Genomic DNA, 25,118 nt, shown 5'->3' with positions numbered 1-25,118 from the left:
TGAAAGTAGACGATGAATCTACTTGGTTTCTAGAAAAACAAGAGCTTTATTTTGTGTAGAACCAATGTTTTTTCTAGTTTGGTAAATGCAATGCTGTGCAAATGTAAACTAATCATATCTTTTTGGAGAAGTCGTAAGCTTATAATATAGGCTTTTCTTTTGGGCTTTGCAATGTAAAGAATAGCTTTATTAACTGTTTTATGTCAATTGAAAACATTGTGAAAAGTCTTAGTTTTACGTATTGAGTTTGACCAGCTATGACAATTCAAGATGTTCCATTTTATAGTCATTGCACATGAATTTATGGAACTATCCGCAACAATTAACTTAAGGATTAAAGATAAAGTATGAAAAAAATAGTATTTACAGATTTAGATGGAACTTTTTTAAATCACGATAATTATTCTTTCGCTGAATCTAAAGAGGCATTACAGAAACTATTCGATCAGAAAATACCACTGGTGTTTACCACTAGTAAAACCAAAATAGAAGTAGAATTATTACAAAAACAAGTAGGTATAAAAGAACCTTTTATTGTTGAAAACGGAGCAGCACTTTTTATTCCTAAAAATTACCAAGGATTGGATTTTTCTTTCTTAGATGAGATTGAAGATTACTGGGTTTTTCAATTGGGGATTTCTTACAAGTTAGTGGTGGATTTTTACAATACATACAAAGATGAATTTGGAATGTTTGGGTTTAGTGAAATGACTGTTGAAGATGCTGCAGAACATACAGGTTTGCCTTTAAAGGATGCAAAACGTTCTAAAGAAAGAGGTTTTACCGAGCCTTTTTTACTTAATGATGCCTCAAGATATGAAGAATTGCAAAAATTGGCTTTATCTAACGGAATTAATATAACCAAAGGTGGTCGTTTCTATCATTTGATAGGAAACAATCAAGATAAAGGAAAAGCAGTAGCAAAATGTATAAAACTTTTTGAGAATAGTTTTCATACAAAATTAACATCTATTGGTTTGGGCGATGGTCAGAATGATATTCCTCTGTTAGAAAACGTAGACATTCCCATTGCTATCAAAAATCACCAAGGAGAATATATAAGTTTAACCAACAACCTATTGCAAAAATCTACGTACAAAGGAGCAAAAGGTTGGAATGAAATGATTTTAAAAAATGTATAAAGAACAATTAAAAAATATCTATTTCAAAGCACTGAATAAAGTAAAAGCAGACTCACTAATTAAAGACAATCTTTTTTTAGAAGGGGACACTTTGAATATTGTTAACAATAAATATCCGTTAGGAGATACAGGCAAAGTTTTTGTTTTTGGAGTAGGTAAAGCTGCACTTGCCATGGCACAAGAATGTGAGGAGATTTTGGGAGATAAAATTGCTGGAGGTTTTGTGGTTTCTAGCTCTGTAGCGTATTTATCTTACACAAAACATTTTACATCAACACATCCTTTGGTTTCTGATAGAAGTATAGAAGCTGCAGAAATTATGCTATCTGAAGTTAGCAAACTAAAAGAGGATGATTTGTTTGTGTTTTTACTTTCTGGTGGAGCTTCTGCTATGATAGAAAAACCTGTGTCGGGACTTACCTTGGATGATTTTACCAAAATATCATCTGCACTTTTAACATCTGGGATAGACATTAAAGCGTTGAACACCGTTCGGAAAGCAATTTCACAAATCAAAGGTGGGAAATTGGCAGATTCCATAAAAGCCAAAGGAGAGGTTTTGGTGTTGAGTGATGTTATTGGAGATGACTTAAACACTATCGGTTCTGCTCCAATGTACAACGGCAATTTTGTACACCACATTATAGGTAACAATGAAATAGCCTTAAGTGAAGCAGCAGAATTTATAAAAGAAGACGTAGAAAAAGTTGAAATTGTGACAACTACTTTAGATGCAACATCTGAAGATGCTGCTAAAATAATTGAAAATAAAATTAAAAAATACGATATTGAATACGATAGTTTTTGTCTTCTTTTTGGAGGTGAAACTACAACGATAGTAAATGGTGATGGAAATGGTTATGGTGGAAGAAATCAAGAATTGGCACTTCGTTTGTTGTTAAGTGGATGTGTTCAAAAAAATATATCTTTATTAGTGGCAGGGAGCGATGGAATTGACGGTAGATCTGATGCGACAGGAGCTTTTGTAGATCCGGAGATTTACGAAAAAATAAAACAAAATAAATTAAATCCGAAAACATATTTAGACAATAGCGATAGCAATACGTTTTTTAAATTGCTAGGCTATGATTTTGTGACAGGAATCACGGGAACAAATGTGATGGATTTTATAATCATATTAAAAAAATAAAATAAATGGCAGATTTTTTCCAAAACGGAGTGATTACGACACTTCAAAATTTAGGAGATAGAAGTTTAGAAGATTTAGAAAGCGAATTAGAGGAGTTTAGTAAGAGAAGGGGAATGGTTTTGTTATTGCCTGCATTGTACTCAGAATTTGAAACTCCAGCAATGCATAAGATTATTGATGAGTTAAAAAATGTAAAATATCTCTATAAAATTATTTTAGGATTAGATAAGGCTACCGAAAAACAGTTTGAAGAAGTAAAAAAAATAATGTCTGTTCTGCCTTGTAGTGTAGATGTTTTATGGAATGACGGTCCTAGAATTAAAGAATTGTATGGAGATTTAACAGAAGAAGGTTTTCCAGGTTTAGAAACTCCAGGAAAAGGAAGAAATGTCTGGACAATGTTAGGATATGCTCTGGCAGATAAAGACGCGTATGCTTTTGCTTTGCACGATTGTGATATTATTAATTATACCAGAGATATTCCTGCAAGATTGTTGTACCCAATAGTACATCCTGCTTTGGATTTTGAGTTTAACAAAGGATTTTATTCCAGAGTAACCAACAAATTACATGGTAGAGCAACAAGATTGTTGTACACACCCCTTATCAACTCTTTGATCAAAGTTTACGGAAGAAACAAGTATTTGGAATACATGGAAAGCTTTAGGTATTCCTTGTCGGGAGAATTTTCATTTATAAGATCGTTGGCCAGAGGGATTGCAATTTCTCCAACTTGGGGATTGGAAGTTTCTACGTTGAGTGAAGTGTATAAAAATACTTCCAACAAAAGAATTTGTCAGACAGAGATCATGGAGACTTACGATCACAAGCATCAAGAATTAGGAGATCAAAAATCAGGTGGCGGAATTTATAAAATGTCTAATGACATTGCCAAAACATTGTTTCGAGTTTTAGCACAACAAGGAGTAGTGTTTTCTAAGGCTTCTTTTAAAACATTGTTAGCAACTTATTTTCAAGAGTCACGATTTGAAATATCAAAATACAACGCTTTGAGCAAACTCAATGCTTTAGAGTATAATAGAGAAAAAGAAATCAAAGCTGTCGAAGCTTTTCAAGAAGCGATTAAAGAAGCATCGGAAGAGTTTTATGAAGATCCTATGGGGATTTCTTCACTATCATCATGGATAACTGTAAGATCAGTCATGCCAGAATTTTCAGGAAAATTTGTTGAATACGTTAAAAAAGACAATGAATAAATGAAACATATCACAGACAAAAACCACACGATTAACAAAAGGTTACAAAGGTTATATCCGCCAGAAATAGCAGAGCGTGCTGCTGATAGTATTGTAGATTTAGTGTTTAAGTACAAGGCTAGAATCCAATCTAAAGAATACCAATTGAGTGAAAAGGACATTGTGCTAATCACATACGGAGATCAGGTAAACAAAGATTATGAACCGTCTTTGCATACATTAAAAATGTTTGTAGATAGGCATCTGAAAGGAGTAATCAACTCCATTCATATTTTACCTTTTTACCCTTATTCTTCGGACGATGGATTTTCTGTGGTGAATTATAGCGCTGTAGATCCTAGAATGGGTTCTTGGAGAGAAATTGAACAAATTAGCGGAGATTACAGACTGATGGTTGATGGTGTAATCAATCATATTTCTCAGTTTTCGGATTGGTTCAAAGCTTTTTTGGCGGGAGATCCTTATTTCAAAGATTTTTTTATAGAAGTAGATCCATCCATAGATTTGAGCAAAGTGGTTAGACCTAGAGCACTACCGTTGATTAGCGAATATGTTGATGATACTGGCAAAACAAGACACGTTTGGACTACGTTTAGTAAAGATCAGGTAGATTTGAATTATCAAAGTCATCGTGTGTTAAGAAATGTATTGGAGGCACTTTTGTATTATGTAGAAAAAGGAGCAACATTGATTCGTTTGGATGCTATTGCTTTTGTTTGGAAAGAAATTGGGACAGAATGCGTGCATTTGCATGAAACTCACGAATTGATTCAGTTGATAAGAGAAGTTTTACATGAAGTAGCTCCAGAGGTAATTATTATTACGGAAACCAATGTGCCACATCATGAAAATGTATCTTATTTTGGAAGTGGTGACGATGAAGCTCAGATGGTGTATAATTTTGCATTGCCTCCTTTGTTGCTACATTCTATTTTAACATCAAATACCAAAACCATTACAGAGTGGGCAAAAACGTTGACATTGCCTAGTGATAAAGTTTGTTTTTTCAATTTTACAGCAAGTCACGATGGAATTGGATTAAGACCAATCAAAGGGATTTTAACCGATAAAGAAGTCGCTTATATTGGAGAAACGGTCAACAGTCACGGAGGTTTGGTGTCTTATAGAACGGAACCTGATGGAAGTAAAAGTCCTTATGAATTGAATTGCAGTTATATAGATGCATTGACACATCCTGGTGAAAAAAATGAGGTAAGATACAAAAGAATGTTGTTGGCTCAGGCTTCTATGTTGGTAATGCCAGGGGTTCCAGGAATTTATTTTCATTCTTTGGTAGGTTCTCGTAATTATTTGGATGGAGTGAAACATTCAGGAATCAATAGAACCATCAATAGAGAAAAATATCATATAGATTGGTTGGAAAAAGAATTGGCTAAAGAAGGATCTTTGGCAAATACGTTGTTTGTGAAATTTAAAGAGTTGATTGCGATTAGAATCAATCAAGCAGCATTCAATCCGTTTGGTAAGTTTGAGTTTTTAGATTTAGGAGAACAACTATTTGTGGTAGATCAATACAGTGTTGATGGAAAAGAAAGAGTTTTAGCGGTACATAACTTTTCTGATGAGGTAGTAGATTGTGTTTTGCCAGAAACAATTACATTTCCGTTAAAAGATTTGTTGAATTCTGAAACAAGCCTAGCAACAGCTACAATTACATTGCAACCGTATCAAATGATGTGGTTAAAAGGAGAATTGTAAAATAGAAGGTTGAAAAGTTTAAAGAGTAAGTGATAGGTCTGTTCTTTTTGTTAAAGTACTGTCATCGTTACAGGTTTTAAGCAATTTTTCTAGCGTTTTTTTGAATACAGGATGTTGAAAGTTTTGAAGGATTTCAAGCAATGGAATCAGTACAAATTTTCGGTCTTGTATTCTTGGGTGCGGAATGATGAGATTTTCCGTTTGAATAATCTCATCGTTAAAAAATAAAATATCAATATCTAAAGGTCTTGCAGCATAACCATTTGCAGTTGGTTTTCGGATTCTTCCTAACTCTTCTTCAATGGTTAATAATTGGATAATGAGAGTGTTTGCATCCAAATTAGTTTGCAATGACAAAGCAATATTGAAAAAATCATCACTCTCAAAACCCCAAGGAGGAGTTTGATAGATAGATGAAATCTGTAAAACAGTTCCTAGTTGGCTAAGTTTTTGAAGAGCGTTGTTCAGGTTTGCTAGTTTATTTCCTAAATTAGTTCCTAAAGATAAATGAGCTATGTTCATTAGTTTGATACTGAAAGGCAAAGGAATCATTTATATTTGTTTTATAAAAAATTGAAGAATGATATTTTTAAAAAATGTTTTGTCATCGCTAGTTGCGATATGGTTGGCTATTGTGCTTTTTGTTTTGGTTGGATTTGGAATTGCTATTGTTGCATCTAAAGATGCTGTCAAAGAAATAAAATCCAATTCTGTATTGGAAATCAACATGATGGGAGAGTTGAATGATTACGCTCCTATGGAAATAAATCCTTTATCAGAAATTTTAGGTTTTGATGCACAAACGTATGGTTTTAATGCAGTTTGTAAAGCAATAGAAAGTGCTACGTACGATGATAGAATAAAAGGGATCAGTCTAAGAAATATTCCAGAAAACATAGGTTGGGCACAAATTACAGCATTGAGAAAAATGTTGGATACCTTTAAACAAGAAGGCAAATTTGTATACGCTTACGATGATGTTTACTCACAAAAAAAATACTATCTAAATTCCATAGCAGATTCTTTATACATTTCTCCTTTAGGATATGTAGAGTTGAAAGGATTGCATTCGGAAGTGTTGTTTTACAAAGATTTTCAGGAAAAGTACGGAGTAAAAATGGAGGTAATTAGACATGGAAAGTACAAAAGTGCTGTAGAACCTTTTATAGCCAATGAAATGAGTCCTGCAAATAGAGAGCAAATTAGTGAACTGATTACAAGTCTTTGGCAAGAAGTAGATACTTCTGTTAAAGCATCTAGAGATATTGATGTTGAAGACGCGGTGATGAATTTGTATGGGAAATCTTCAGAATCTGCTTTAGAGCATCATTTAATAGATGCTATTGTTTACGAAGATGCATACGGAGACATGCTAAAAAAGAAATTGGGGAAAGATGAGTTGCGTAAAGTTTCTTTTTCGGATTATATCATGCAAACATCTTTGATGGATTTGATAGAGGAAAAATCTAAAATTGCGGTTGTTTATGCACAAGGAGAAATTATTTATGGACAAGGAGAATTGACAAAAATTGCTCCCGACAAAATGATCAAAGCATTGGACAAAGCTGCTAAAGACAAAGACGTAAAAGCTATTGTGTTTAGAATAAATTCACCAGGAGGAAGTGCATTGGCTTCAGATTTAATTTGGAGAGCAGTAGAAAATGCAAGAAAAGAAAAACCAGTAATAGTATCTATGGGTAATTTAGCCGCTTCTGGTGGTTATTACATTGCATGTGCTGCAGATAAAATTTATGCAGAACCTACAACTATTACAGGCTCTATAGGTGTTTTTGGTGTGTTGCCAAATGCAGCGGAATTGTCAGAAAATATAGGGATTCATTCTCAAGTAGTTAGCACACATAACAACGGAATGCACTACAGTGCAATGAGACCTGTAGATGAACGATTTAAAAATGTAGTGAAGGAAAGTATAGAAAATATTTATGATGTGTTTTTACAAAGAGTTGCAGATGGAAGAGGAATGACCAAAGAAAAAGTTAACGAAATAGCACAAGGTAGAGTTTGGACAGGAGCAAGTGCTTTAGAAATTGGTTTGATAGACGAGCTGGGAAGTTTAGATGATGCCATTGCTTATGCTGCAAGCCAAGTAGAATTGAAAGAATATTCTATAATGGAATTGCCAAACTATGAAATTGATTTTAAGAAAATGATTGGACTGTCTCCATTTATAAAAGCTCAAATAGGAATAGAAGAAATATTGCCGAGTGAATTGGTTGACAAAGCAGCTTCTTTAAAAAATCTTTTTGAAACTAAAAGTACGCAAGCTAGAATGCCTTTTGAAATGAAGATTGAGTAGAGTCTTTATGTGTTGTAAAATAAAAATGGAGAGATGAGATAGAAGATGATTCTAAAACATACTCTCCTTTCGTTTTGGTTTGCACCAAAGAAATTGAAAAAAGATAAATTTTTATTATCAAGATAATTACTTACACAACAAATACTTTTCCGCTTTCTGCCAATTCTACGTTGTCAAACTCAGTTTGAGCTTCTTTTTGAAATGCTGTAATATCACTATACCTACTAGAGTAATGTCCTAAAATCAGCTGTTTTACATTGGCTAGTTTGGCTATTTTACCAGCCTCTTTTGCTGTACTGTGTTTTGTTCTTTCGGTTAAGTTTTTTTTGTCTTCTAAAAAGGTAGATTCGTGATACAACAAATGAACACCCTCTATAATGGGAACTATATCTGGTTTATAGGATGTATCGCTACAGAAAGCATAACTTTTTGGATCTTGCGGTGGCAATGTCAACTCTTCGTTTTTTAGAATAGTCCCGTCTTGTTTTACAAAGTCTTTTCCGTTTTTTAGATTGTGATAATCGCAAATTTCAATTTCAGGTTCCGGACCAATTGCAGACATGTTTAACTTTCTTTGTGCAGTTTTTTCTTCAAATAAAAAGCCATTGGTGTACACACGATGATTTAATGGAATGGTGGTAACGCTAATTTTTTTATCTTCAAAAATCAATGTAGACTCATTGCTGTTCAGCTCGTGAAATAATAAAGGAAACGCTGTCCAAGATTTAGAAAGTTTTAGTTGTAACGTAATTACTTCTTTAATTCCTTTAGGACCATAAACATGCAATTCGGTTCTTCTGTCTAACAAACCAAACGTAGAAATCAAACCTACAAGACCAAAAAAATGATCTCCGTGCAAATGAGAAATAAAAATATGTTTGATTTTGGCAAAAGGAACTTTTTGTTGTCTCAGTAAGACTTGAGTACCTTCTCCACAGTCAATTAAAATATGACGTTCGTTTATTTTTAAATATTGAGCCGTTGGATATGCATTGGTTCTGGGACTGGCTGAGTGACAGCCTAATATGGTGAGTTGAATTCCCATTAAAACCCTAGGTCTCTAGTCATTTCATCCATGTCAATAATATCTTCTGCTTCAACAAGCGTAGGAACTACATTCAGTTCCTCTTCAAAAGCATCTGCGTTAAATGAAGGAAGAATGATGGCAAAAGAATGACTGTTTTCTATTTGTATTGCAGCAAATTTCTCCAAAGATTTTATTTCTTCTTCGGTGGTTGTAATGTTAGAAAGGTCTAATACAATATTTTTATCTGCGTAATTAGAAAAGTTTTTTTGAATATTTTGCTTAAAAATATCAAAAGGACTTTCTGCTGTAAATAAAATATATTTATCTGATGAGGTTATTTTCATTTGCTTATTGCTTGATTTGTTCTGCCAGTAAATAGATGCATGCCATACGAACAGCAACTCCATTTTCTACTTGATTTAAAATAATAGCTTGGTCAGAATCTGCCACATCTGAAGTAATTTCTACTCCTCTGTTGATAGGGCCAGGGTGCATAATGGTTACTTCAGAGTTAAGGGAATTTAATAATTTTTTGTCTACACCATAAAGTTGTGTGTATTCTCTGGTAGATGGAAAATATTTGATATCCATACGTTCGTTTTGAACACGCAACATATTAGCTACATCGGCCCATTCTAATGCTTTTCTTAAATTAGTTTCTACACCAACTCCTAAACTTTCTATGTATTTAGGAATCAAAGTAACAGGTCCACAAACTTTCACTTCAGCACCTTGTAGTTTTAAAGCATAAATGTTAGACAATGCCACTCGTGAATGTAAAATATCTCCCACAATCACCACTTTTTTACCAGCCACACTTCCTAAATGTTCTTTGATAGAATAAGAATCTAGTAAGGCTTGTGTTGGGTGTTCGTGTGTTCCATCACCAGCGTTGATAATTTTGGTGTTTACGTGTTTTGCTAAAAATTCATGAGCACCTACTTCTGGATGTCGCATTACAATAATGTCTACTTTCATAGACAAAATATTGTTTACAGTATCTATCAAAGTTTCTCCTTTTTTTACGGAAGATCCCGAAGCTGAAAAGTTGATTACATCTGCAGACAAACGTTTTTCTGCCAATTCAAAAGAAAGTTTGGTACGAGTGCTGTTTTCAAAAAATAAATTAGCGATGGTAACATCTCTTAAGGAAGGAACTTTTTTGATGGATCTATTGATCACTTCTTTAAAATGATCTGTAGTTTCAAAAATTAAATCAATATCTTCTTTTACCAGGTGTTTGATTCCTAATAAGTTTGGAACACTTAAACTACTCATGTACTATTTTTTGTTCTTATTAGTTATATATACGGAGTCTGATAATCCATCAGTACTCCAATTTACCACTACTTTTTCTTCGTTAATTACATCCACAGTAGCTCCTTTGTAATCTGGTTGAATAGGTAAATGTCGGCTAAAACGTCTGTCTACCAGTACCAATAGTTCTACCTCCGCAGGTCTTCCGTAAGATTGAATTGCGGTCAATGCTGCATTGATACTTCTTCCAGAAAACAAAACATCATCTATAAAAACCACTTTTTGATTTTCTACTAAAAAATTGATTTTAGTAGAGTTGGCACTAATAGGTTCGTCTCTACGTCTAAAATCATCACGGTAAAAGGTAATGTCTAATTTTCCTAATTTGATGTTTTTAATTTGGTAATCGTTGCTCAAAATAGAAGCAATTCTTTCAGCAAAATAAGTTCCTCTTGGTTGCAAACCAATTAGTACGGTGTTAGAAAAATCACCATGGTTTTCAATCAATTGACAAGTCAATCTCTGAAGAATGATTTGAATTTTTTTTGAGTTTAGAAGTATTTTGTCACTCATTAGGTCTAAGTAAATTAGTAGTACAAATATAGTTTTTTTGTTGATTAATTTGTTAAAAACATTTAGCTCTGTTGTAGGAACAAACCTAGATTCTGTTTACCTTTATCTATACCAATGTAGAGTCCTCTCTTTCAAAAAAGAAAATAATGATGTCGTTATCCAAATTTGAAGAAATGCTGAAAACCAATGATGTCTATTTTTTTGACACCACTGAGTTTGAGGAAATTATACATTACTACTTAGATGAAGGAAATAATTCAATGGCTAAAAAAGCAATTTATTTAGCATTAGAACAACATCCTGATTCCGTGGATATTAAGATGATTCAGGCCGAGGTGATGGTTTATGAAGACAAACTAGATGATGCGAGAATTTTGTTAGATAATTTGATGGCAATCTATCCGTCAAACGAAGAAATTTATATTCAGATTGCAAATGTACTGTCTAAAAAAGACAAGCACAAAGAGGCAATAGACTACCTTAAAATAGCAGAACAATATACAGATGATTTGGCCGATGTTGCTTCATTGTTAGGTATGGAATATTTGTATTTAGACGATTATAAAAAATCTAGAGAGTGTTTCTCTATCTGTTTGGAGCAAGATATAGAAGATTATCAAGCTTTGTACAATATTATTTATTGCTACGAAATGGAATCGAGCCACATAGAAGCGATTGCTTTTTTGAATAATTACATAAATGAAAATCCATACTGTGAAGTTGCTTGGCATCAAATAGGAAGGCAGCATTTTGTGTTAAAAAATTATGACCAAGCTTTAAAATCTTTTGATTATGCGGTGGTAATAGATGAAGGATTTATTGGTGGATATGTAGAAAAAGCCAAAACGTTAGAAAAACTGGAACGTTATGATGAAGCGATAGAAAACTACAAGATAACTTTAGATTTAGACGATCCAACAGCATTTGTTTTTCTAAGAATAGGGGAGTGTTATAAAAAGAAAAATGACGTAACCAAAGCTATTTATTATTACAAAAAAGCATTGCACGAAGATCCTTTGTTAGATAAAGGTTGGATGTTGTTAGCCGTTATTCATTATGCAGAGAAAAGTTATGACAAAGCATTACATTATCAAAACAAAGCACTGGCTTTGGACGAGTCTAATGTAGACTACTGGAGATATCATGCAGAGATTAATTTGAGATTGAAGTTTTATGAAGAAGCTACGGATTCTCTTGTGAAATGTATAGAATTGGGTGATTCTGGAATAGAAATTTGGATTATTTTGGCAGATACTTGGGCTTTCTATATAGAAAATATTACCAATGCGCTAGCAACTTTGGTGTCAGCAAAAAAACAGCACCACAATTTTGCGGAAATAGAATATAGACTGGGCTGTTTGTTTTACAGATCAAATCAAAAAAAAGAGGCTTTTTTACACTTAAAAACTGCCATGTCTTTAGATTTAGATTACTACTTAATTATGGAGGAGTTGTGCCCAGATGTTTTTATGGATCCAGAAGTGAAAAGAATGATTTTAAACCTTTTGGATAACCCACAATAAAAATTACTTTTGTTCAAAAACATTTTTTAATGAAAAGATCAATTAAAGATTACGTTGTTATTTCCTTAAAAGGAATGGCAATGGGTGCTGCAGACGTAGTTCCGGGAGTTTCTGGTGGTACCATAGCTTTTATATCTGGTATTTACGAAGAGTTGTTGACCTCTATAAGTAATGTAAACTTATCGATTTTAAAAACATTAAAAGAAGAAGGATTAAAAGCTGCTTGGCAAAAACTTAACGGTGCCTTTTTGTTGTCTTTAATGATTGGTATCGCTATTAGTGTTCTGTCTTTGGCTAAAGGAATTTCTTTTTTATTGGTTACACATCCTATTTTGCTTTGGGGATTCTTTTTTGGATTGGTTTTGGCAAGTATATTATATGTGGGGAAACAGATTGAAAAATGGAGAGCACAAGAGATTATATCCTTAATATTAGCTTGTGCTGTAGCTTACTATATTACCATTGTAAAACCAATGGTAAGCGATGATGCTTCTGTATTGTTTTTATTATTAGCAGGAGCTTTGGCTATTTGTGCGATGATATTGCCAGGAATTTCTGGAGCCTTTATATTGGTGTTGTTAGGAGCGTACCAAACTATTTTAGATGCGGTTCATGGTAGAGATTTACAAGTAATTGCTATTGTAGGATTGGGAGCTATTGTAGGATTGTTAAGCTTTTCAAGAGTGCTAAAATGGTTGTTCATACATTATAAAAGCGTGACTTTGGCTGGGTTGACAGGTTTTATTTTGGGGTCGTTGAATAAAATATGGCCTTGGAAAGAAACATTGTCTACAAGAATAAATTCTAAAGGAGTTACTGTACCAGTATTGCAGAAAAGTATTTTGCCAAATCATTACGATGGAGATGCACAACTTCTTTTTGCAATTGTATTGGCAGGGTTTGGTTTCTTATTAATCATTGGGATGGAAAAAGTGGCCAGTCGTAAAGCGTAATTATGTTTCCAAAAACAATTTCACTTTTTATCAAAGGAATACTAATGGGAACTGCAAATAAAGTTCCTGGAGTTTCCGGAGGGGCAGTGGCATATGTTTTGGGTTTTTACAATGAGTTGATTTATTCATTTCAAAAAATTAATTCTAAAGCTTTTGGGCTGCTTTTTAAAAGAAGTTTTAAAAGCTTTTACGAATACATTAATGCCAAGTTTTTGGTTTTTATATTGGGTGGAATTGTTTTTAGCTATTTTACCGTTTCTAGAGTTTTAGATTATTTTTTAGAACACCAAGAACTGCAAGTTTGGTCTTTGTTTTTTGGAATGATTATAGGTTCTGGAATTTATTTGATTAGAAAATACCCTAATTGGGAATTAAAAAGTTATGTTTCTTTACTGGTAGGAGTTGCTATTGGAGTTGCTATTAATTTTATAGAACCAAGCTCTGAAAACCACAATCTTTGGTTTGTTTTTTTTTGTGGAATTATTGGTGTTTCTGGAATGACAATTCCAGGGTTGTCAGGTTCTTATTTGTTAATGTTGCTTGGGAATTACGTGTTTTTATTGGTAGACACCGTAAATGTAATTGGAAATGTTGGACTGGAGCTTTTATCTTTTAATCTCTCTGTGTTAGAAGAAAGTACAAGCCAAGAATACCTAACTATTTTTGCGATTTTTACATTAGGATCTGTAACTGGATTGATTTTTTTTTCTAAAATGTTGGCCTTTGTGCTAAACAAATGGGAAAAAATAGTAAATGCAATTATTATCGGTTTCATCATTGGTTCTTTGGGAACAGTGTGGCCGTGGAAAAATGAAATTTATGCAGAGTTTAATGGGACACATATTGTAGATAAATACAATCAAAAAGTGATTGTTGGCTTTGATAAGTACTTGCCAGATGTTACTTTGCAACATAATATAATAGCAATAGTATTTGTATTAACAGGAGTTTTTCTTGTGTTGGGAATTGAATACTATTCAAAAATTAAAAAATAATGAGTTTGACTACATTTGGATTGGTAGGGAAAAATATTTCGTATTCATTTTCTAGAGGATATTTTAAAGAAAAATTTGAAAAAATGGGATTGGAAGATCACCAATACGTGAACTTTGATTTGGAGGAGATTTTGTTATTGAAAGAGATTATAGAAAAGAAAGAAAAAGGGTTAAAGGGATTGAATGTTACCATTCCTTACAAACAAGAGGTTCAACCTTTTTTAACTGAAATAGATGAAGATGCTAGAGAAATTGGAGCCGTAAATACCATAAAATTAAATAATGATGGTTCTGCAATCGGTTACAATACAGATGTGTATGGTTTTCAGAACTCTATACAGCCTTTGCTAAAAGAACATCACACTCATGCGTTAATATTAGGAACAGGAGGGGCTTCTAAAGCGGTAGCTTATGCTTTTAAGAAGTTAGGAATATCGTATAAATTTGTGTCAAGAATAGGAACGCAAGAGAAGTTTAGTTATGAGCAATTGACAGAAGAAATTCTTAAAGAGTATACGGTTTTGGTAAACTGTTCTCCTTTGGGTACTTTTCCAGATATTGAGCTAAAGCCAAATGTGCCTTATCAATACTTAAGTGAAAAACATTTATTATTTGATTTGATTTACAATCCATCAGAAACTACTTTTTTACGTTTGGGAAGAGAACAGGGAGCTGTTGTAAAAAACGGATTGCAAATGTTGGAGTTGCAAGCTGAAAAATCATGGGAAATATGGAACAATAAGTAACGGTATAATATTTGTTATATTTTATTTAATTTTATACTAACATTTAAAATGCACTACATATGAAAACAATTTATATTATTGCTTTGTTTATGTGTTCTATTGGTTTAGTAGCACAAGAAAATAAAGATCAGAATCCAAATCACGAAAAAAGTTATCAAAAATACTTAAAAGTAAGTGATACTTATACGACCAAACAAGGAACTACTGCTCAAGAAACCTATGTGGCAATAGACCCGATGGAAGAAAAAAGAATTCGTAAAAAAATACGAAAAGATAATAGAGCTATGAGATCTTTATGGAGACATGAGGAGCGAATGGAAGAAGCTAAAAATACAAAATATAGAGTGTATAGAAGTGGGTATAACAATTATGGCTGGAATAATTTTGGTTGGAATACCTCATTTGGATTGAGTTTTGGACACAGAAGAGGTTTCTCAGTTTTTAGCGGATTGAGTTCTCCATTTATTGGAGGTTTGTATCATATTAGATAGTAAATTAAATAGAATCAGAAATGAAAAAAAGAATTATAGTTTTGGCATTGGCAACTGTTGGCTTTTTTACAATGGAATCTTGTTCAAGAAAAATAACAAGAGTTGCTGCGGATGAACAAATAGATATTAGCGGAAGATGGAACGATACAGATGCTCAAATGGCTGCTCAAGATTTGAGTACTCAAGCTGTTTTGGGAGATTGGTTGACAACTCATACTATTGAAACTGGAAAAAAACCTGTGATTATTGTTGGTTTGGTTCGTAACAAATCTCATGAGCATATAGATGCAGAGTTGTTTACTGTTGAAATAGAAAAAGCATTGGTAAAATCTCAACGAGCACGAGTGGTGCAAGGCGGAGAAATGAGAAATGAATTAAGAGCAGAAAGAGCAGATCAACAAGAAAACTCGGCTATGTCTACTGTTAAAAAGTTTGGTTTAGAAACAGGAGCAGATTACATGTTACAAGGAAGTATCAATTCTATAGTAGATGCTCACAAACGTGACAAGGTAGTTTATTACCAAATAGATCTGGTTTTGACAAATATAGAAACCAATGAAAAAGTTTGGTTTGGAGAAAAGAAAATCAAAAAGTTTGTTAAAAACTAATTGAAATTCTAAATTTATAAAAGCTGTTTAGAGTATTTTAAATTCTAAACAGTTTTTTAATTTCATAGAATGAAAGCAACATTTTTTAAATATTTATTTGTTTTGACATTTGTGCAATTAATTATTAGTTGTGCAAGCTATCATGATTTGAGTATTGATTATCAAGAGCAGATTCAGCAGGAAAACTATGAAAGCGCATATAAAAAAATTGAGAAAAGTAAATTCTTAAATAAAAAGAGAAATAAACTATTAAATTATTTAGAAAAGGGAAAAATAGCTCATTTACAAAAAGAGTACAAGTTGAGTAATGAGTTGTTTAATGAGGCAGATATATTGATTGAAGACCATAAGAATAATTTTGGAAATCAAATTTTAGGAGTACTGACCAATCCAGAAAAGGAAACGTATAGAAGTGAAGACTTTGAGAAAGTGGCCATTCATTATTACAAAGCATTGAATTATATTTTTTTAAATCAATATGATGATGCTTTGGTAGAGGCAAAAAGAATCAATTTGCAACTGCAAAAAATTAACGACAAATACCCCGAAGGTAAAAAAAACCGATATACTAGTGATGCTTTTTCGCTAAATTTACAAGGTTTGTTGTATGAGGTAACGGGCAATTTAAACGATGCTTTTATTTCTTATAGAAATGCAGTAGAATTGTATTTGGAAAACGAAGGGAGTTATTTTGGAGTTTCTATTCCAACTCAATTAAAACAAGATCTTATAAACACCGCTCATTATTTAGGCTTTACTAGCGATGAGTTAAGGTACAGTGAGCTTTTTAAACTTAAATATACTCCAAAAACAACAGAAAAAAGCCTGATTGTTTTTTGGGAAAATGGAATGATTCCATACAAATCACAAACATATTTTACGTTTACACAATTGCCAGGTAGGTACAACAATGGATTTGTAACCATTACAAATGAGGAATTAGGAATGAATATTCCTGTTCCGGTAAGTTCATCTCAAAATAGTCGTTTTTCAGATTTGAGTGTCATCAATGTTTCTTTTCCTAAATACGAAGACAGACCTTCTTATTTTTCCAACGCAAAGGTTATTGTAGATCAAAAAAAATATCCTTTAGAATTGGTACAAGATTATTCTGTTATAGCAAAAGAGACTTTAAAAGATAGAACACTAAGAGAAATAGGAAAAGTTGTGTTGAGGTTGGCCGCTAAAAAAATGTCAGAAAAAATTATCAAAGATCAGAATGCAAATTTAGGAGCTTTAGTTGGTTTGTTTAATGCTATTACAGAAAAAAGCGACACAAGAAATTGGCAAACACTTCCTAATAAAATTTATTACACAAGAATTCCGTTAGAAGATCAAAATACGCAAGTAAAAATAGAAGCGACTGGTTTTAATGGAAATAAAGTGCATAAAGAATTTGAGATTGATCCAAATCAAAAAATAACCTTTATAAACTATAATACACCTCAAATAAATAAAGCTAATTAACTATTATTGATTAATTTGGCAAAATCTATATATTTGAATAAAAAGTAATTACAAACAATGATACTTACCATGGAGAATGAGATTCAATCTACAGACTACAAAACAATGTCGTTAGATGATTTAGTTAGCGCATTAAATAATCTTATTGCTGAAAAGCCAATACAAGATATTAAAGATGAAGCTAACGCGATAAGAGCTTCTTTCTATCTTCAGCATAATGAAGATGTGGCTAAAGCAAAAGAGGCTTTTATAAATGAAGGAGGAAATGAAATAGATTTTGAATACATTCAACCTATACAGATTACTTTTAAAAATTTATGGAAATCTTACTTGGATAAAAAGAAAGAGCACCATCATAAAATAAACAAAGAGTTAGAAAACAATTTAGCAAAGAGAGAAGCTGTTATTGCTGCCATTAAAGCTTTGGTAGAAAAGGGAGATGTTTCTAGTGCTTACAAAGAGTTTCAGCAATTACAAGCAGATTGGAAAGAAATTGGTTCAGTTGCTTCTGATAAATACCAAGAAATGTGGGGTAATTATCATTTGTATGTAGAACAGTTTTACGATTTGTTGCATATGAATAATGATTTGAGAGCTATTGATTTTAAATACAATTTAGAAGCAAAGCAACAAATTGTTCAGAAAGCAAAAGAGTTGTTAGAGCATTCAGATATTTTATTTGCGTTTAATGAATTACAGCTTTTACATAAAATTTGGAAAGAAGAAACTGGGCCTGTAGCCAAAGAGTATAGAGAGGTTATTTGGCAAGAGTTTTCGGAAATTACAAATAAAATTCATCAGAAAAGAACAGCATTTGCTAATGAATTAAAAAAAGAAGAAGAAGCAAATTATGCTAAAAAACTTGAGAAAATAGAAGAAATCAAGAATTTTAATTTCTCTAAAAATAAAAGTTTTGGTGATTGGAAAAAAAGTATCGATGCTTTTGAGGTTTTGAAAGATCAATTTTTGGCAATTGGTAAAATTCCAAAAAATAAAACAGGTGAAGTTTGGAACATTTTTAAAGAAGCAACCAAAGCTTTTAACCATGCAAAAAATGAGTTTTTTAAAGAGCAAAAGAAATCCCAATCAGAAGCGTTGACTCAGAAACAAGCATTGATTCAAGAAGCGTTAGATTGGAAAGAATCAACTGACTTTCCTGCGGCTACAGAAACTTTCAAAAGAATTCAAGCAGAATGGAAAAAAGTTGGTTTTGTACCAAGAAAACAAGCAGATGCATTGTGGAATGAATTTAAAGCTGCTTGTGATGCTTATTTTGATAGGTTGAACAATGTTAAAAAAGAAGGAACACCAGAAGAACAAAATAGTTATGAAGATAAAGTTCAATTTCTTCAAGAATTAGAAACTTCTGAAATAAGTTTAGATACTTACAAAAAATTGATCAAAAACTGGCTTGAGCTTGGATTGGTTCCAACACAGAAAAATAAAATTGATCAAGAAATACAACAAGTTATTTCTAAAGGCATAGAATTACCAACAGATAAGGTAGAGGCTGAGTTGATTAAATATCAGTTAAAAATAGCTTATTGGTATGCTATCGATAGTAAAAAATTATATGATGAATACGATCAACTAAGAAAAGAGATAGATGCTACCACGAAAGATTTAAAACAATTGGAGAATAATTTAGGTTTCTTTTCTAATAGCAAAAAAGGAAACCCTTTGTTTGATACCGTTATCAAATCTATTGAAAAAGAAAAAATAAAATTAAAATCAGCAAAAAATAAGATGAAATATTTTAGATCTTTACAGAAATAAAAATTTTTAACACAAAAAAATCCCTTCATGTTTATACTGAAGGGATTTTTTTTGGTTTTAAAACTAAGAAAATTACTTGTTTAATAGTTTTTTTCGAATTCTACTTAGTTGTATTGGTGTAATACCTAGATGAGAAGCAATGTGGTATTGAGGAATTAATTGATCAATATCTTTTATTTTTTCTCTCAATACTAAATATCTTTCAGTAGCGTTTTTAGAGAGCAAATCTATCAAAGATTCTTCTAATTTGGTGTACTCTACCTCTAGGGTTCTATACATAAACTCACTAAATTCTTGACTTTCTTGTCTAAGTCTAGACAAATCCTCTTCTTTTGTTTCTACAATTAAACAATCCGTTAAACATTGGCAAGCAATGTTAGCAGGAGATTTGTTGATTGCTGATTTTAAGGATGTTGCAAGGTTTCCTGTAAAGCAAATGGATTTGTTGATCTCAGAAGATTCTGGGGTTTCTTTCATGTAGGTTCTCGTAACTCCGTTTAAAATAAAAAAGATACGATCGTTTACAGAACCTAATTCACATAAGTGATCACCAGCCTTATAGGATACAATTTCTGATATGCTTAGTAGTTTTTGAAAACCTTCATTTGATAAGGGATAAATTTCTTTGACGAAATTAATAAGTACTTCCATAAATAAATGTTGTTCAGGTTGATTAATCTATTAATAAATGTAAGTAATTTTATTTGGAAAAATTACTATTTATAGTAAACAATCTATTAAATCAGTTAACATGTGAAATAATAGACCGATGGCTATCAGTCTTGTTTTAGGAAATAATAGCAGTAAAAAGTATATAAATATAGCATAAAGGCTGTGTAACGGGTGAAAATTAATACTACATCTATTGGGCTCAAAAATTGGATTAGCCAGTAAGTGATCCAAATCTACTAACATTGTAGCAATCAGTATCAGCCAGTTTTTTTTCCATGTTTTTGAGTTGTATAAATAAGCAATTAAACCAGGAACTAAAAAATGCAGACTATAATGTACAATAAACTTATAGGTTAACATGGTTAAGATTTAATTTTTCTAAATACATTCCTGCGTTAGGACCTTCCATAAAAATCAAATCTAGAATGCTCAGGTTGGGTATAAACCCATGTTTGTCATCAAAAACTTGAATGTAAGAAGGGAAATCAAGTTGTAAGTTCTGTTTTGGATTTGTCCAATTTCTAAGATCTATATCTTGAGAATATTCTTTTGTATAAACTTTAGTTTTAGAACAAGTTTTGTTTTCCTGCAATGCATCCATCACAAAATGATGACAATCTTGGTGTAATTCTGATAGGTATGTATATTTTTTATCAAAAATTGGAGCCAAATCATGCTCATAATATTCAAAAAATGGAGAGGAACGGTATGCTGATTGTATGGATTTAAAATGTAGCTTTTGCCAATCTTCTGCGTAATTTATTTTAACGGAAGTGCTTAGTAATTTTTCTCCTTTTGAACTTTGAATAGGAATGTTTAACAGTAGTTTTCCATTAGCAGCATATATATATGAACGGTTCCTATATGTTTGCTTCTCAAAGTTATCTTGTGTTTCAAATAGTATAGAATTGGCTTGTATAATGGCTGCATACTGTGCTATGGGAGCAAAGTATGCAGGTTGTATCACTATGTTTTTAACCATATTTATTTTTTTCTTCTGTTGTATACTTCTTTACCAACATAATACAAAACAATGGCTATTAAGAAGTAAAGAAAGTAAGATTTCGGTTCTCCACTACCATGTACAGTAGTGAATAATCTTTCCCATCGTATTTTTTTATTGATAGCCGTTTCATTCTGATCAATGCTCATCCAAATAAATACAGGTTTACCAACTACATGGTCAAACGGAGTGTATCCCCAATAACGAGCATCTAAAGAACGCTGACGGTTGTCTCCCATCATCCAAAAGTAATCTTGTTGAATGGTGTATTGATTTGTTTTTGTACCATTGATGTAAATATCTCCATTTTCTTTGATCTCAAAATCATTCTTCTCATACTCAGAAATAATTCTTTGGTAAAAAGGCAACGTTTTCTTGTTCAATTCAATCACATCTCCTTTAGCAGGTATGTAAATAGGACCATAATTGTCTTGACTCCAAGCATATTGTGGATCGTGCGGAAAAACACTAGGATCATATACTCCTTTAGGATCAATACTTCTTTTTATAGAAATTACTTTAGGGTCTTTTTGCATCAACAAAGCGTGTTCTTTGTCTAAGTTGATGAAATATTTGGTTCTTTCTTGATTCATTACTGAAGCCTCCGTAGGATTTACTCCATAGAAGTGAATAATTTCATCTGCAGTAAAAGGAGATTTTGTGTCTACATAGTAGTTAAATTGTGGTTTGGCTCTGTCTGGTAACACAGTACGTTCTCCGTTAATGTAAATGTATCCGTTTTTAATTTCCAGACTGTCTCCGGGAATTCCGACGCAACGTTTTACATAGTTGGTTTTTTTATCAATAGGTTTGTATGTGAATTTTCCAGAATTGTCTCCCCACATCAATGCTAGTGAGTCAGAAGGCCAGTTAAACACTACAATTTCGTTTCTTTTTACTTTTTGAAAACCAGGCAATCTAAAGTAAGGCAATTCTATTCCTTTAATGTAAGAACGTAATGAAGTACCAGGTATAGAATCATGTACCATAGGCAATGCCAATGGTGAAATTGGTGTTTTAGCTCCGTAATGAAATTTACTCACAAACAAAAAATCACCAATTAATAACGACTTTTCTAACGAAGAAGTTGGAATGGTAAAAGGTTGCATAATATAAGTATGCACAAACGTGGCAGCTGCAATTGCAAAAGTAATAGAACTTACCCATTCACCTGTTTTACTTGGCGGTTTGGTACTTCTATTTTCGTTGTATTTTAACTGGTCAAAAACAACATAATTTAAGTAAAAGTTATAAAAACCTAAAGATAGAATAGCCAACCAGGTATCTTTGGTGTCAAATTTTCTGAAACTTCTAGCTATTTCTACCCAAACAACTGGAAAGATCAATAGATTGATTACAGGAATAAACAAAAGTAACACCCACCAAATAGGTCTGTTGATAATTTTCATTAAAACAACAGCATTGTAGATAGGGACTAATGCTTCCCATGATTTTCTGCCTGCTTTTTGATACAGTTTCCAAGTTCCTGCAAAATGCAATATTTGTATTGCAAAAAAGAATATAATCCAGTTCATTTTTTTATTTTTTGAGGGTTATAAGCCTAGGACATCTCTCATAGAGAATACTCCTTTTTTACCCACCAACCATTCAGAAGCAATTACGGCTCCTAATGCAAATCCTTGACGGTTATGTGCTGTGTGTTTAATTTCTATACTGTCAACTTCTGAGGTGTATTCCACAGTGTGAGTACCAGGAACTTCGGGACTACGAATAGCTTTGATTGGAATGTTTACATCTTCATTTGCTTTGTCTACTTCCCAACCTTCATATTTGGTATGTTCAATTACACCTTCGGCCAAAGTAATAGCAGTTCCACTCGGTTCATCTAGTTTTTGCTTGTGATGAATTTCTTCCATAGTAACATTGTACTGCGTTAGATTTTTCATCATTTTAGCCAAATGTTGGTTCAATTCAAAAAAGATGTTTACCCCCAAGCTATAGTTAGAAGCATAAATAAAACCACCTTTTTTTTCTTTACACAAATCAACCATAGCATCGTATTGATCTAACCAACCTGTGGTTCCTGAAACTACAGGAACATTGTTGTTTAGACAGTTAGATATATTGTTTACAGCTGCTCCAGGAATGCTAAAATCAATCGCTACATCTGCTTGTGTAATATCGTATTCTTTTACATTTTCGTCAACTCTTATTACGATTTCATGACCTCTACTTACGGCTATTTTTTCAATAGTCTGTCCCATTTTTCCGTATCCTAATAATGCTATTTTCATGTTTAAAAATTAAGGTTTAAAGACAACCCAATATAATTTTGGTTGTTCAGTTGATCATTTATCAATAGAGGATCAAAAGTAATTTTATCTGATACGTTAAATTGTAACAAATGCGCATCTATACTTGCTTCTAAAATTTGCAAAGCATACAAACCTACAAAAGTTAGCAAAGAAGTATCTCTATTGCTACGCAATACTTGTTGTGCGTTTTCTAAACTCTCTATAGAAAGAATGTCGTAAAATTCATCTATTTCTCCAGCTTGTCGTTGTTTAAAAGCTTTTCTATACCTTTTGTAAGAGGTATTGTTAGTGCTGTAATAGTACAAACTACTAGCTAAGGCTCCGTATACAATAGGTATTTTCCAGTATCGTCTGTTGTAAGCTTGTCCTAATCCTGGAATAATAGCAGAATAAAAAGCTGCTTTTGCAGGAGATAGAGGATTGAAGCTATCAGTATCTTCTAAAAAGTTCTTACTGTCTAAAGCAGAAGCTGACAATTGACTTTCTGTCTCTTGAGAAAAGACAGAGAAAATACTCAAACAGAAGAGTAGTGTTATGAAAATACGATTATTCACCAAGGTTTAATATGGTTTTAATTTGATTGAATTCCTCTTCGGAATTGAACGAAATTGAAATTTTCCCCTTCCCTTTGTCATTGGATGTAATTGCCACTTTTTGACCAAAAAAACGATTGAAAACTTGTTCGTTATTTTTTACAAAAGAAGGAGTTACAGGCACAGGTTTGGGAGATTTCTCTCTTTTCATTTCAGCAACCAAAGCTTCTGTTTGTCTTACTGATAAGCCATCTTTCAAGATTTTTTCATAAATCTCAAGTTGTTTTGCGTTGTCATCAATATTGATAATTGCTCTACCGTGTCCCATGGATAAAAAACCATCTCTCATTCCTATTTGAATGATAGGATCCAATTTTAACAAACGTAAGTAATTGGTAATGGTAGATCGTTTTTTTCCCACACGTTCTCCTAACTCTTCTTGAGTCAAGTTGATTTCGTCAATCAAACGTTGGTATGACAATGCTACTTCGATAGGATCTAAATTTTTACGTTGAATGTTTTCCACCAAGGCCATTTCTAGCATTTCTTGGTCATTAGCTAAACGTATATATGCAGGAATTGTTGTGTTCCCAATCAGTTTTGAAGCTCTAAATCTTCTTTCTCCAGAAACCAATTGAAATTTGTCATCAACACGTCTTACCGTAATGGGTTGAATAACTCCTAAAACCTTGATAGAATCTGCAAGTTCTTTTAGCGCTTCCTCATCAAAATGAGTTCTTGGCTGAAAAGGATTTACCTCTATTTGTTCTAGACTTAGTTCAATAATATTTCCAACAATCTCTGTTGCTTTTTCATGATTGGCTGAGCGAACACTCATATCATTTTCTTTCAACAAAGCAGAAAGACCTCTACCTAAAGCTTGTTTTTTTGTTGCTTTTGCCATATTTATTAATTCTTTGTAATCACTTCTTGTGCCAAACTGATGTAATTTACAGCTCCTTTACATGTTGCGTCATAAGCAATGATGCTTTCTCCGTAACTAGGTGCTTCACTCAAACGAGTATTACGAGCTATAATGGTATCAAAAACCATTTCACTAAAGTGAGTTTTTACTTCTTCTACAACTTGATTTGACAACCTTAAACGAGAGTCAAACATGGTTAATAAAAGTCCTTCAATATCTAATAAAGGGTTGTGAATTTTCTGAACACTTTTAATAGTGTTTAACAATTTACCCAATCCTTCTAAGGCAAAATATTCACATTGAATTGGAATGATGACAGAGTCTGCCGCTGTTAAAGCGTTTAATGTAATCAGTCCTAAAGAAGGAGCACAGTCAATAATGATAAAATCGTACAAGTCTTTGATTGGTTTTAACACTTCCTTCAACATGTATTCTCTATTTTCTTTATCAACCAATTCAATTTCAATAGCAACCAAATCAATATGTGCTGGAATGATATCTACATTTGGAGACGTTGTAGCAACAATAGCTTCTGTAGCTGTGCACGTGTGTTCCAAAATTTCGTAAGTTCCTTTCTCTACATTCTCAATATCAATTCCTAATCCAGAGGTCGCATTTGCTTGAGGATCCGCATCAATAAGTAACACTTTTTTTTCTAAAACCCCTAAAGAAGCTGCTAAATTAACAGAAGTGGTCGTTTTTCCGACTCCGCCTTTCTGATTAGCAATAGCAATGATTTTTCCCATGA

The 25,118-nt window shown here is 32.6% G+C and carries 26 protein-coding genes; 13 read left to right on the top strand and 13 right to left on the bottom strand.

The window, feature by feature from the left end; translation table 11 throughout:
- The first annotated feature begins 347 nt into the window (after positions 1-347).
- Genes Q4548_RS08375 through Q4548_RS08360 form a run of 4 tightly spaced genes read left to right on the top strand, consistent with a single transcriptional unit; the run spans position 348 to position 5,228 of the window.
- The gene (locus Q4548_RS08375; protein ID WP_303453642.1) at positions 348-1,142 is read left to right on the top strand and encodes a mannosyl-3-phosphoglycerate phosphatase; all 795 of its coding nucleotides are present in this window, start codon (positions 348-350) and stop codon (positions 1,140-1,142) included.
- Positions 1,135-2,292, top strand: a complete 1,158-nt coding sequence (locus Q4548_RS08370) for a glycerate kinase (protein WP_303453639.1) — start codon at positions 1,135-1,137, stop codon at positions 2,290-2,292. Before Q4548_RS08375 ends, Q4548_RS08370 begins: the two co-directional genes overlap by 8 nt.
- 5 nt (positions 2,293-2,297) lie before the next feature.
- Positions 2,298-3,509 (top strand): glycosyl transferase, encoded by a 1,212-nt coding sequence (locus tag Q4548_RS08365; RefSeq protein ID WP_303453634.1) that lies wholly within the window; start codon positions 2,298-2,300, stop codon positions 3,507-3,509.
- Positions 3,510-5,228 (top strand): alpha-amylase family glycosyl hydrolase, encoded by a 1,719-nt coding sequence (locus Q4548_RS08360; RefSeq protein WP_303453631.1) that lies wholly within the window; start codon positions 3,510-3,512, stop codon positions 5,226-5,228.
- Between the two features lie 18 nt (positions 5,229-5,246).
- Here the strand turns inward: Q4548_RS08360 and folK are convergent, their stop codons facing one another.
- Positions 5,247-5,780 carry a 2-amino-4-hydroxy-6-hydroxymethyldihydropteridine diphosphokinase gene (folK, locus tag Q4548_RS08355; RefSeq protein WP_303453629.1) on the bottom strand — a complete coding sequence of 178 codons (534 nt, stop codon included), beginning with the start codon at positions 5,778-5,780 and terminating at the stop codon, positions 5,247-5,249.
- Between the two features lie 28 nt (positions 5,781-5,808).
- Between folK and sppA the strand changes: the two genes are divergently transcribed.
- The gene (gene sppA / locus Q4548_RS08350) at positions 5,809-7,545 is read left to right on the top strand and encodes a signal peptide peptidase SppA (RefSeq protein WP_303453627.1); all 1,737 of its coding nucleotides are present in this window, start codon (positions 5,809-5,811) and stop codon (positions 7,543-7,545) included.
- A gap of 130 nt (positions 7,546-7,675) precedes the next feature.
- Here sppA and Q4548_RS08345 read toward each other — a convergent pair whose 3' ends face one another.
- From Q4548_RS08345 to pyrR, 4 genes are read right to left on the bottom strand one after another with little or no spacing between them, the layout of a single operon-like run.
- Positions 7,676-8,590, bottom strand: a complete 915-nt coding sequence (locus Q4548_RS08345) for a ribonuclease Z (RefSeq protein ID WP_303453624.1) — start codon at positions 8,588-8,590, stop codon at positions 7,676-7,678.
- Entirely contained in the window at positions 8,590-8,916 is a 327-nt protein-coding gene (locus Q4548_RS08340; protein ID WP_303453622.1) for a hypothetical protein, read from the bottom strand. Before Q4548_RS08340 ends, Q4548_RS08345 begins: the two co-directional genes overlap by 1 nt.
- Positions 8,917-8,920: 4 nt before the next feature.
- Positions 8,921-9,850, bottom strand: a complete 930-nt coding sequence (locus Q4548_RS08335) for an aspartate carbamoyltransferase catalytic subunit (RefSeq protein ID WP_303453620.1) — start codon at positions 9,848-9,850, stop codon at positions 8,921-8,923.
- A 3-nt stretch (positions 9,851-9,853) separates the two neighbouring features.
- On the bottom strand, positions 9,854-10,402 hold the full coding sequence (pyrR, locus tag Q4548_RS08330) for a bifunctional pyr operon transcriptional regulator/uracil phosphoribosyltransferase PyrR (protein ID WP_303453618.1): 549 nt from the start codon (positions 10,400-10,402) through the stop codon (positions 9,854-9,856).
- Positions 10,403-10,551: 149 nt separating this feature from the next.
- Here pyrR and Q4548_RS08325 point away from each other — a divergent pair, with 149 nt between their 5' ends.
- From Q4548_RS08325 to Q4548_RS08290, 8 genes are all read left to right on the top strand, one after another.
- On the top strand, positions 10,552-11,925 hold the full coding sequence (locus tag Q4548_RS08325; protein WP_303453616.1) for a lipopolysaccharide assembly protein LapB: 1,374 nt from the start codon (positions 10,552-10,554) through the stop codon (positions 11,923-11,925).
- A gap of 29 nt (positions 11,926-11,954) precedes the next feature.
- Positions 11,955-12,878 (top strand): DUF368 domain-containing protein, encoded by a 924-nt coding sequence (locus Q4548_RS08320; protein WP_303453614.1) that lies wholly within the window; start codon positions 11,955-11,957, stop codon positions 12,876-12,878.
- A gap of 2 nt (positions 12,879-12,880) precedes the next feature.
- Complete coding sequence (locus Q4548_RS08315; RefSeq protein ID WP_303453612.1) at positions 12,881-13,873, top strand: DUF368 domain-containing protein; 993 nt, start codon at positions 12,881-12,883, stop codon at positions 13,871-13,873.
- Entirely contained in the window at positions 13,873-14,619 is a 747-nt protein-coding gene (locus tag Q4548_RS08310; protein ID WP_303453610.1) for a shikimate dehydrogenase, read from the top strand. The genes Q4548_RS08315 and Q4548_RS08310 overlap by 1 nt, the downstream gene beginning before the upstream one ends.
- A gap of 59 nt (positions 14,620-14,678) precedes the next feature.
- Positions 14,679-15,110, top strand: coding sequence for a hypothetical protein (locus Q4548_RS08305; protein ID WP_303453607.1), 432 nt, complete (start codon positions 14,679-14,681; stop codon positions 15,108-15,110).
- Positions 15,111-15,130: 20 nt separating this feature from the next.
- A complete protein-coding gene (locus tag Q4548_RS08300; RefSeq protein ID WP_303453604.1) occupies positions 15,131-15,718 on the top strand; it encodes a penicillin-binding protein activator LpoB in 588 nt (195 codons plus the stop codon).
- Between the two features lie 69 nt (positions 15,719-15,787).
- On the top strand, positions 15,788-17,185 hold the full coding sequence (locus Q4548_RS08295; RefSeq protein WP_303453602.1) for a COG3014 family protein: 1,398 nt from the start codon (positions 15,788-15,790) through the stop codon (positions 17,183-17,185).
- A gap of 69 nt (positions 17,186-17,254) precedes the next feature.
- Entirely contained in the window at positions 17,255-18,961 is a 1,707-nt protein-coding gene (locus Q4548_RS08290; protein ID WP_303453600.1) for a DUF349 domain-containing protein, read from the top strand.
- A gap of 72 nt (positions 18,962-19,033) precedes the next feature.
- Here Q4548_RS08290 and Q4548_RS08285 read toward each other — a convergent pair whose 3' ends face one another.
- From Q4548_RS08285 to Q4548_RS08250, 8 genes are all read right to left on the bottom strand, one after another.
- The gene (locus Q4548_RS08285; RefSeq protein WP_303453597.1) at positions 19,034-19,612 is read right to left on the bottom strand and encodes a Crp/Fnr family transcriptional regulator; all 579 of its coding nucleotides are present in this window, start codon (positions 19,610-19,612) and stop codon (positions 19,034-19,036) included.
- Positions 19,613-19,681: 69 nt separating this feature from the next.
- The gene (locus Q4548_RS08280; RefSeq protein ID WP_303453595.1) at positions 19,682-19,993 is read right to left on the bottom strand and encodes a DUF6122 family protein; all 312 of its coding nucleotides are present in this window, start codon (positions 19,991-19,993) and stop codon (positions 19,682-19,684) included.
- Positions 19,980-20,615 (bottom strand): WbqC family protein, encoded by a 636-nt coding sequence (locus tag Q4548_RS08275; protein WP_303453592.1) that lies wholly within the window; start codon positions 20,613-20,615, stop codon positions 19,980-19,982. The genes Q4548_RS08280 and Q4548_RS08275 overlap by 14 nt, the downstream gene beginning before the upstream one ends.
- A gap of 2 nt (positions 20,616-20,617) precedes the next feature.
- Positions 20,618-22,171: a signal peptidase I gene (lepB, locus tag Q4548_RS08270; protein WP_303453591.1), complete on the bottom strand. Its 1,554-nt coding sequence runs from the start codon at positions 22,169-22,171 to the stop codon at positions 20,618-20,620.
- An 18-nt stretch (positions 22,172-22,189) separates the two neighbouring features.
- A complete protein-coding gene (dapB, locus tag Q4548_RS08265; protein ID WP_303453589.1) occupies positions 22,190-22,891 on the bottom strand; it encodes a 4-hydroxy-tetrahydrodipicolinate reductase in 702 nt (233 codons plus the stop codon).
- Positions 22,892-22,893: 2 nt separating this feature from the next.
- Positions 22,894-23,430, bottom strand: coding sequence for a DUF5683 domain-containing protein (locus Q4548_RS08260; protein ID WP_303453586.1), 537 nt, complete (start codon positions 23,428-23,430; stop codon positions 22,894-22,896).
- A 28-nt stretch (positions 23,431-23,458) separates the two neighbouring features.
- Positions 23,459-24,349, bottom strand: a complete 891-nt coding sequence (locus Q4548_RS08255; RefSeq protein WP_303453584.1) for a ParB/RepB/Spo0J family partition protein — start codon at positions 24,347-24,349, stop codon at positions 23,459-23,461.
- Positions 24,350-24,354: 5 nt separating this feature from the next.
- Positions 24,355-25,116 (bottom strand): ParA family protein, encoded by a 762-nt coding sequence (locus tag Q4548_RS08250; RefSeq protein ID WP_303453583.1) that lies wholly within the window; start codon positions 25,114-25,116, stop codon positions 24,355-24,357.
- Positions 25,117-25,118 lie beyond the last annotated feature (2 nt).

It is taken from the genome of Wenyingzhuangia sp. 2_MG-2023, from assembly GCF_030548295.1.
GTDB lineage: Bacteria > Bacteroidota > Bacteroidia > Flavobacteriales > Flavobacteriaceae > Wenyingzhuangia.
Note: the sequence above shows the minus strand (reverse complement) of the source record. Positions and strands in the feature narration are given on the sequence as shown.

What these genes read in the sequence shown, in the direction of transcription:
- Q4548_RS08375 (WP_303453642.1), top strand. Translation starts at nt 348, where the DNA reads ATGAAAAAAATAGTATTTACAGATTTAGATGGAACTTTTTTAAATCAC.
- Q4548_RS08370 (WP_303453639.1), top strand. Translation starts at nt 1,135, where the DNA reads ATGTATAAAGAACAATTAAAAAATATCTATTTCAAAGCACTGAATAAA.
- Q4548_RS08365 (WP_303453634.1), top strand. Translation starts at nt 2,298, where the DNA reads ATGGCAGATTTTTTCCAAAACGGAGTGATTACGACACTTCAAAATTTA.
- Q4548_RS08360 (WP_303453631.1), top strand. Translation starts at nt 3,510, where the DNA reads ATGAAACATATCACAGACAAAAACCACACGATTAACAAAAGGTTACAA.
- folK (WP_303453629.1), bottom strand. Translation starts at nt 5,780, where the DNA reads ATGATTCCTTTGCCTTTCAGTATCAAACTAATGAACATAGCTCATTTA.
- sppA (WP_303453627.1), top strand. Translation starts at nt 5,809, where the DNA reads ATGATATTTTTAAAAAATGTTTTGTCATCGCTAGTTGCGATATGGTTG.
- Q4548_RS08345 (WP_303453624.1), bottom strand. Translation starts at nt 8,590, where the DNA reads ATGGGAATTCAACTCACCATATTAGGCTGTCACTCAGCCAGTCCCAGA.
- Q4548_RS08340 (WP_303453622.1), bottom strand. Translation starts at nt 8,916, where the DNA reads ATGAAAATAACCTCATCAGATAAATATATTTTATTTACAGCAGAAAGT.
- Q4548_RS08335 (WP_303453620.1), bottom strand. Translation starts at nt 9,850, where the DNA reads ATGAGTAGTTTAAGTGTTCCAAACTTATTAGGAATCAAACACCTGGTA.
- pyrR (WP_303453618.1), bottom strand. Translation starts at nt 10,402, where the DNA reads ATGAGTGACAAAATACTTCTAAACTCAAAAAAAATTCAAATCATTCTT.
- Q4548_RS08325 (WP_303453616.1), top strand. Translation starts at nt 10,552, where the DNA reads ATGTCGTTATCCAAATTTGAAGAAATGCTGAAAACCAATGATGTCTAT.
- Q4548_RS08320 (WP_303453614.1), top strand. Translation starts at nt 11,955, where the DNA reads ATGAAAAGATCAATTAAAGATTACGTTGTTATTTCCTTAAAAGGAATG.
- Q4548_RS08315 (WP_303453612.1), top strand. Translation starts at nt 12,881, where the DNA reads ATGTTTCCAAAAACAATTTCACTTTTTATCAAAGGAATACTAATGGGA.
- Q4548_RS08310 (WP_303453610.1), top strand. Translation starts at nt 13,873, where the DNA reads ATGAGTTTGACTACATTTGGATTGGTAGGGAAAAATATTTCGTATTCA.
- Q4548_RS08305 (WP_303453607.1), top strand. Translation starts at nt 14,679, where the DNA reads ATGAAAACAATTTATATTATTGCTTTGTTTATGTGTTCTATTGGTTTA.
- Q4548_RS08300 (WP_303453604.1), top strand. Translation starts at nt 15,131, where the DNA reads ATGAAAAAAAGAATTATAGTTTTGGCATTGGCAACTGTTGGCTTTTTT.
- Q4548_RS08295 (WP_303453602.1), top strand. Translation starts at nt 15,788, where the DNA reads ATGAAAGCAACATTTTTTAAATATTTATTTGTTTTGACATTTGTGCAA.
- Q4548_RS08290 (WP_303453600.1), top strand. Translation starts at nt 17,255, where the DNA reads ATGGAGAATGAGATTCAATCTACAGACTACAAAACAATGTCGTTAGAT.
- Q4548_RS08285 (WP_303453597.1), bottom strand. Translation starts at nt 19,612, where the DNA reads ATGGAAGTACTTATTAATTTCGTCAAAGAAATTTATCCCTTATCAAAT.
- Q4548_RS08280 (WP_303453595.1), bottom strand. Translation starts at nt 19,993, where the DNA reads ATGTTAACCTATAAGTTTATTGTACATTATAGTCTGCATTTTTTAGTT.
- Q4548_RS08275 (WP_303453592.1), bottom strand. Translation starts at nt 20,615, where the DNA reads ATGGTTAAAAACATAGTGATACAACCTGCATACTTTGCTCCCATAGCA.
- lepB (WP_303453591.1), bottom strand. Translation starts at nt 22,171, where the DNA reads ATGAACTGGATTATATTCTTTTTTGCAATACAAATATTGCATTTTGCA.
- dapB (WP_303453589.1), bottom strand. Translation starts at nt 22,891, where the DNA reads ATGAAAATAGCATTATTAGGATACGGAAAAATGGGACAGACTATTGAA.
- Q4548_RS08255 (WP_303453584.1), bottom strand. Translation starts at nt 24,349, where the DNA reads ATGGCAAAAGCAACAAAAAAACAAGCTTTAGGTAGAGGTCTTTCTGCT.
- Q4548_RS08250 (WP_303453583.1), bottom strand. Translation starts at nt 25,116, where the DNA reads ATGGGAAAAATCATTGCTATTGCTAATCAGAAAGGCGGAGTCGGAAAA.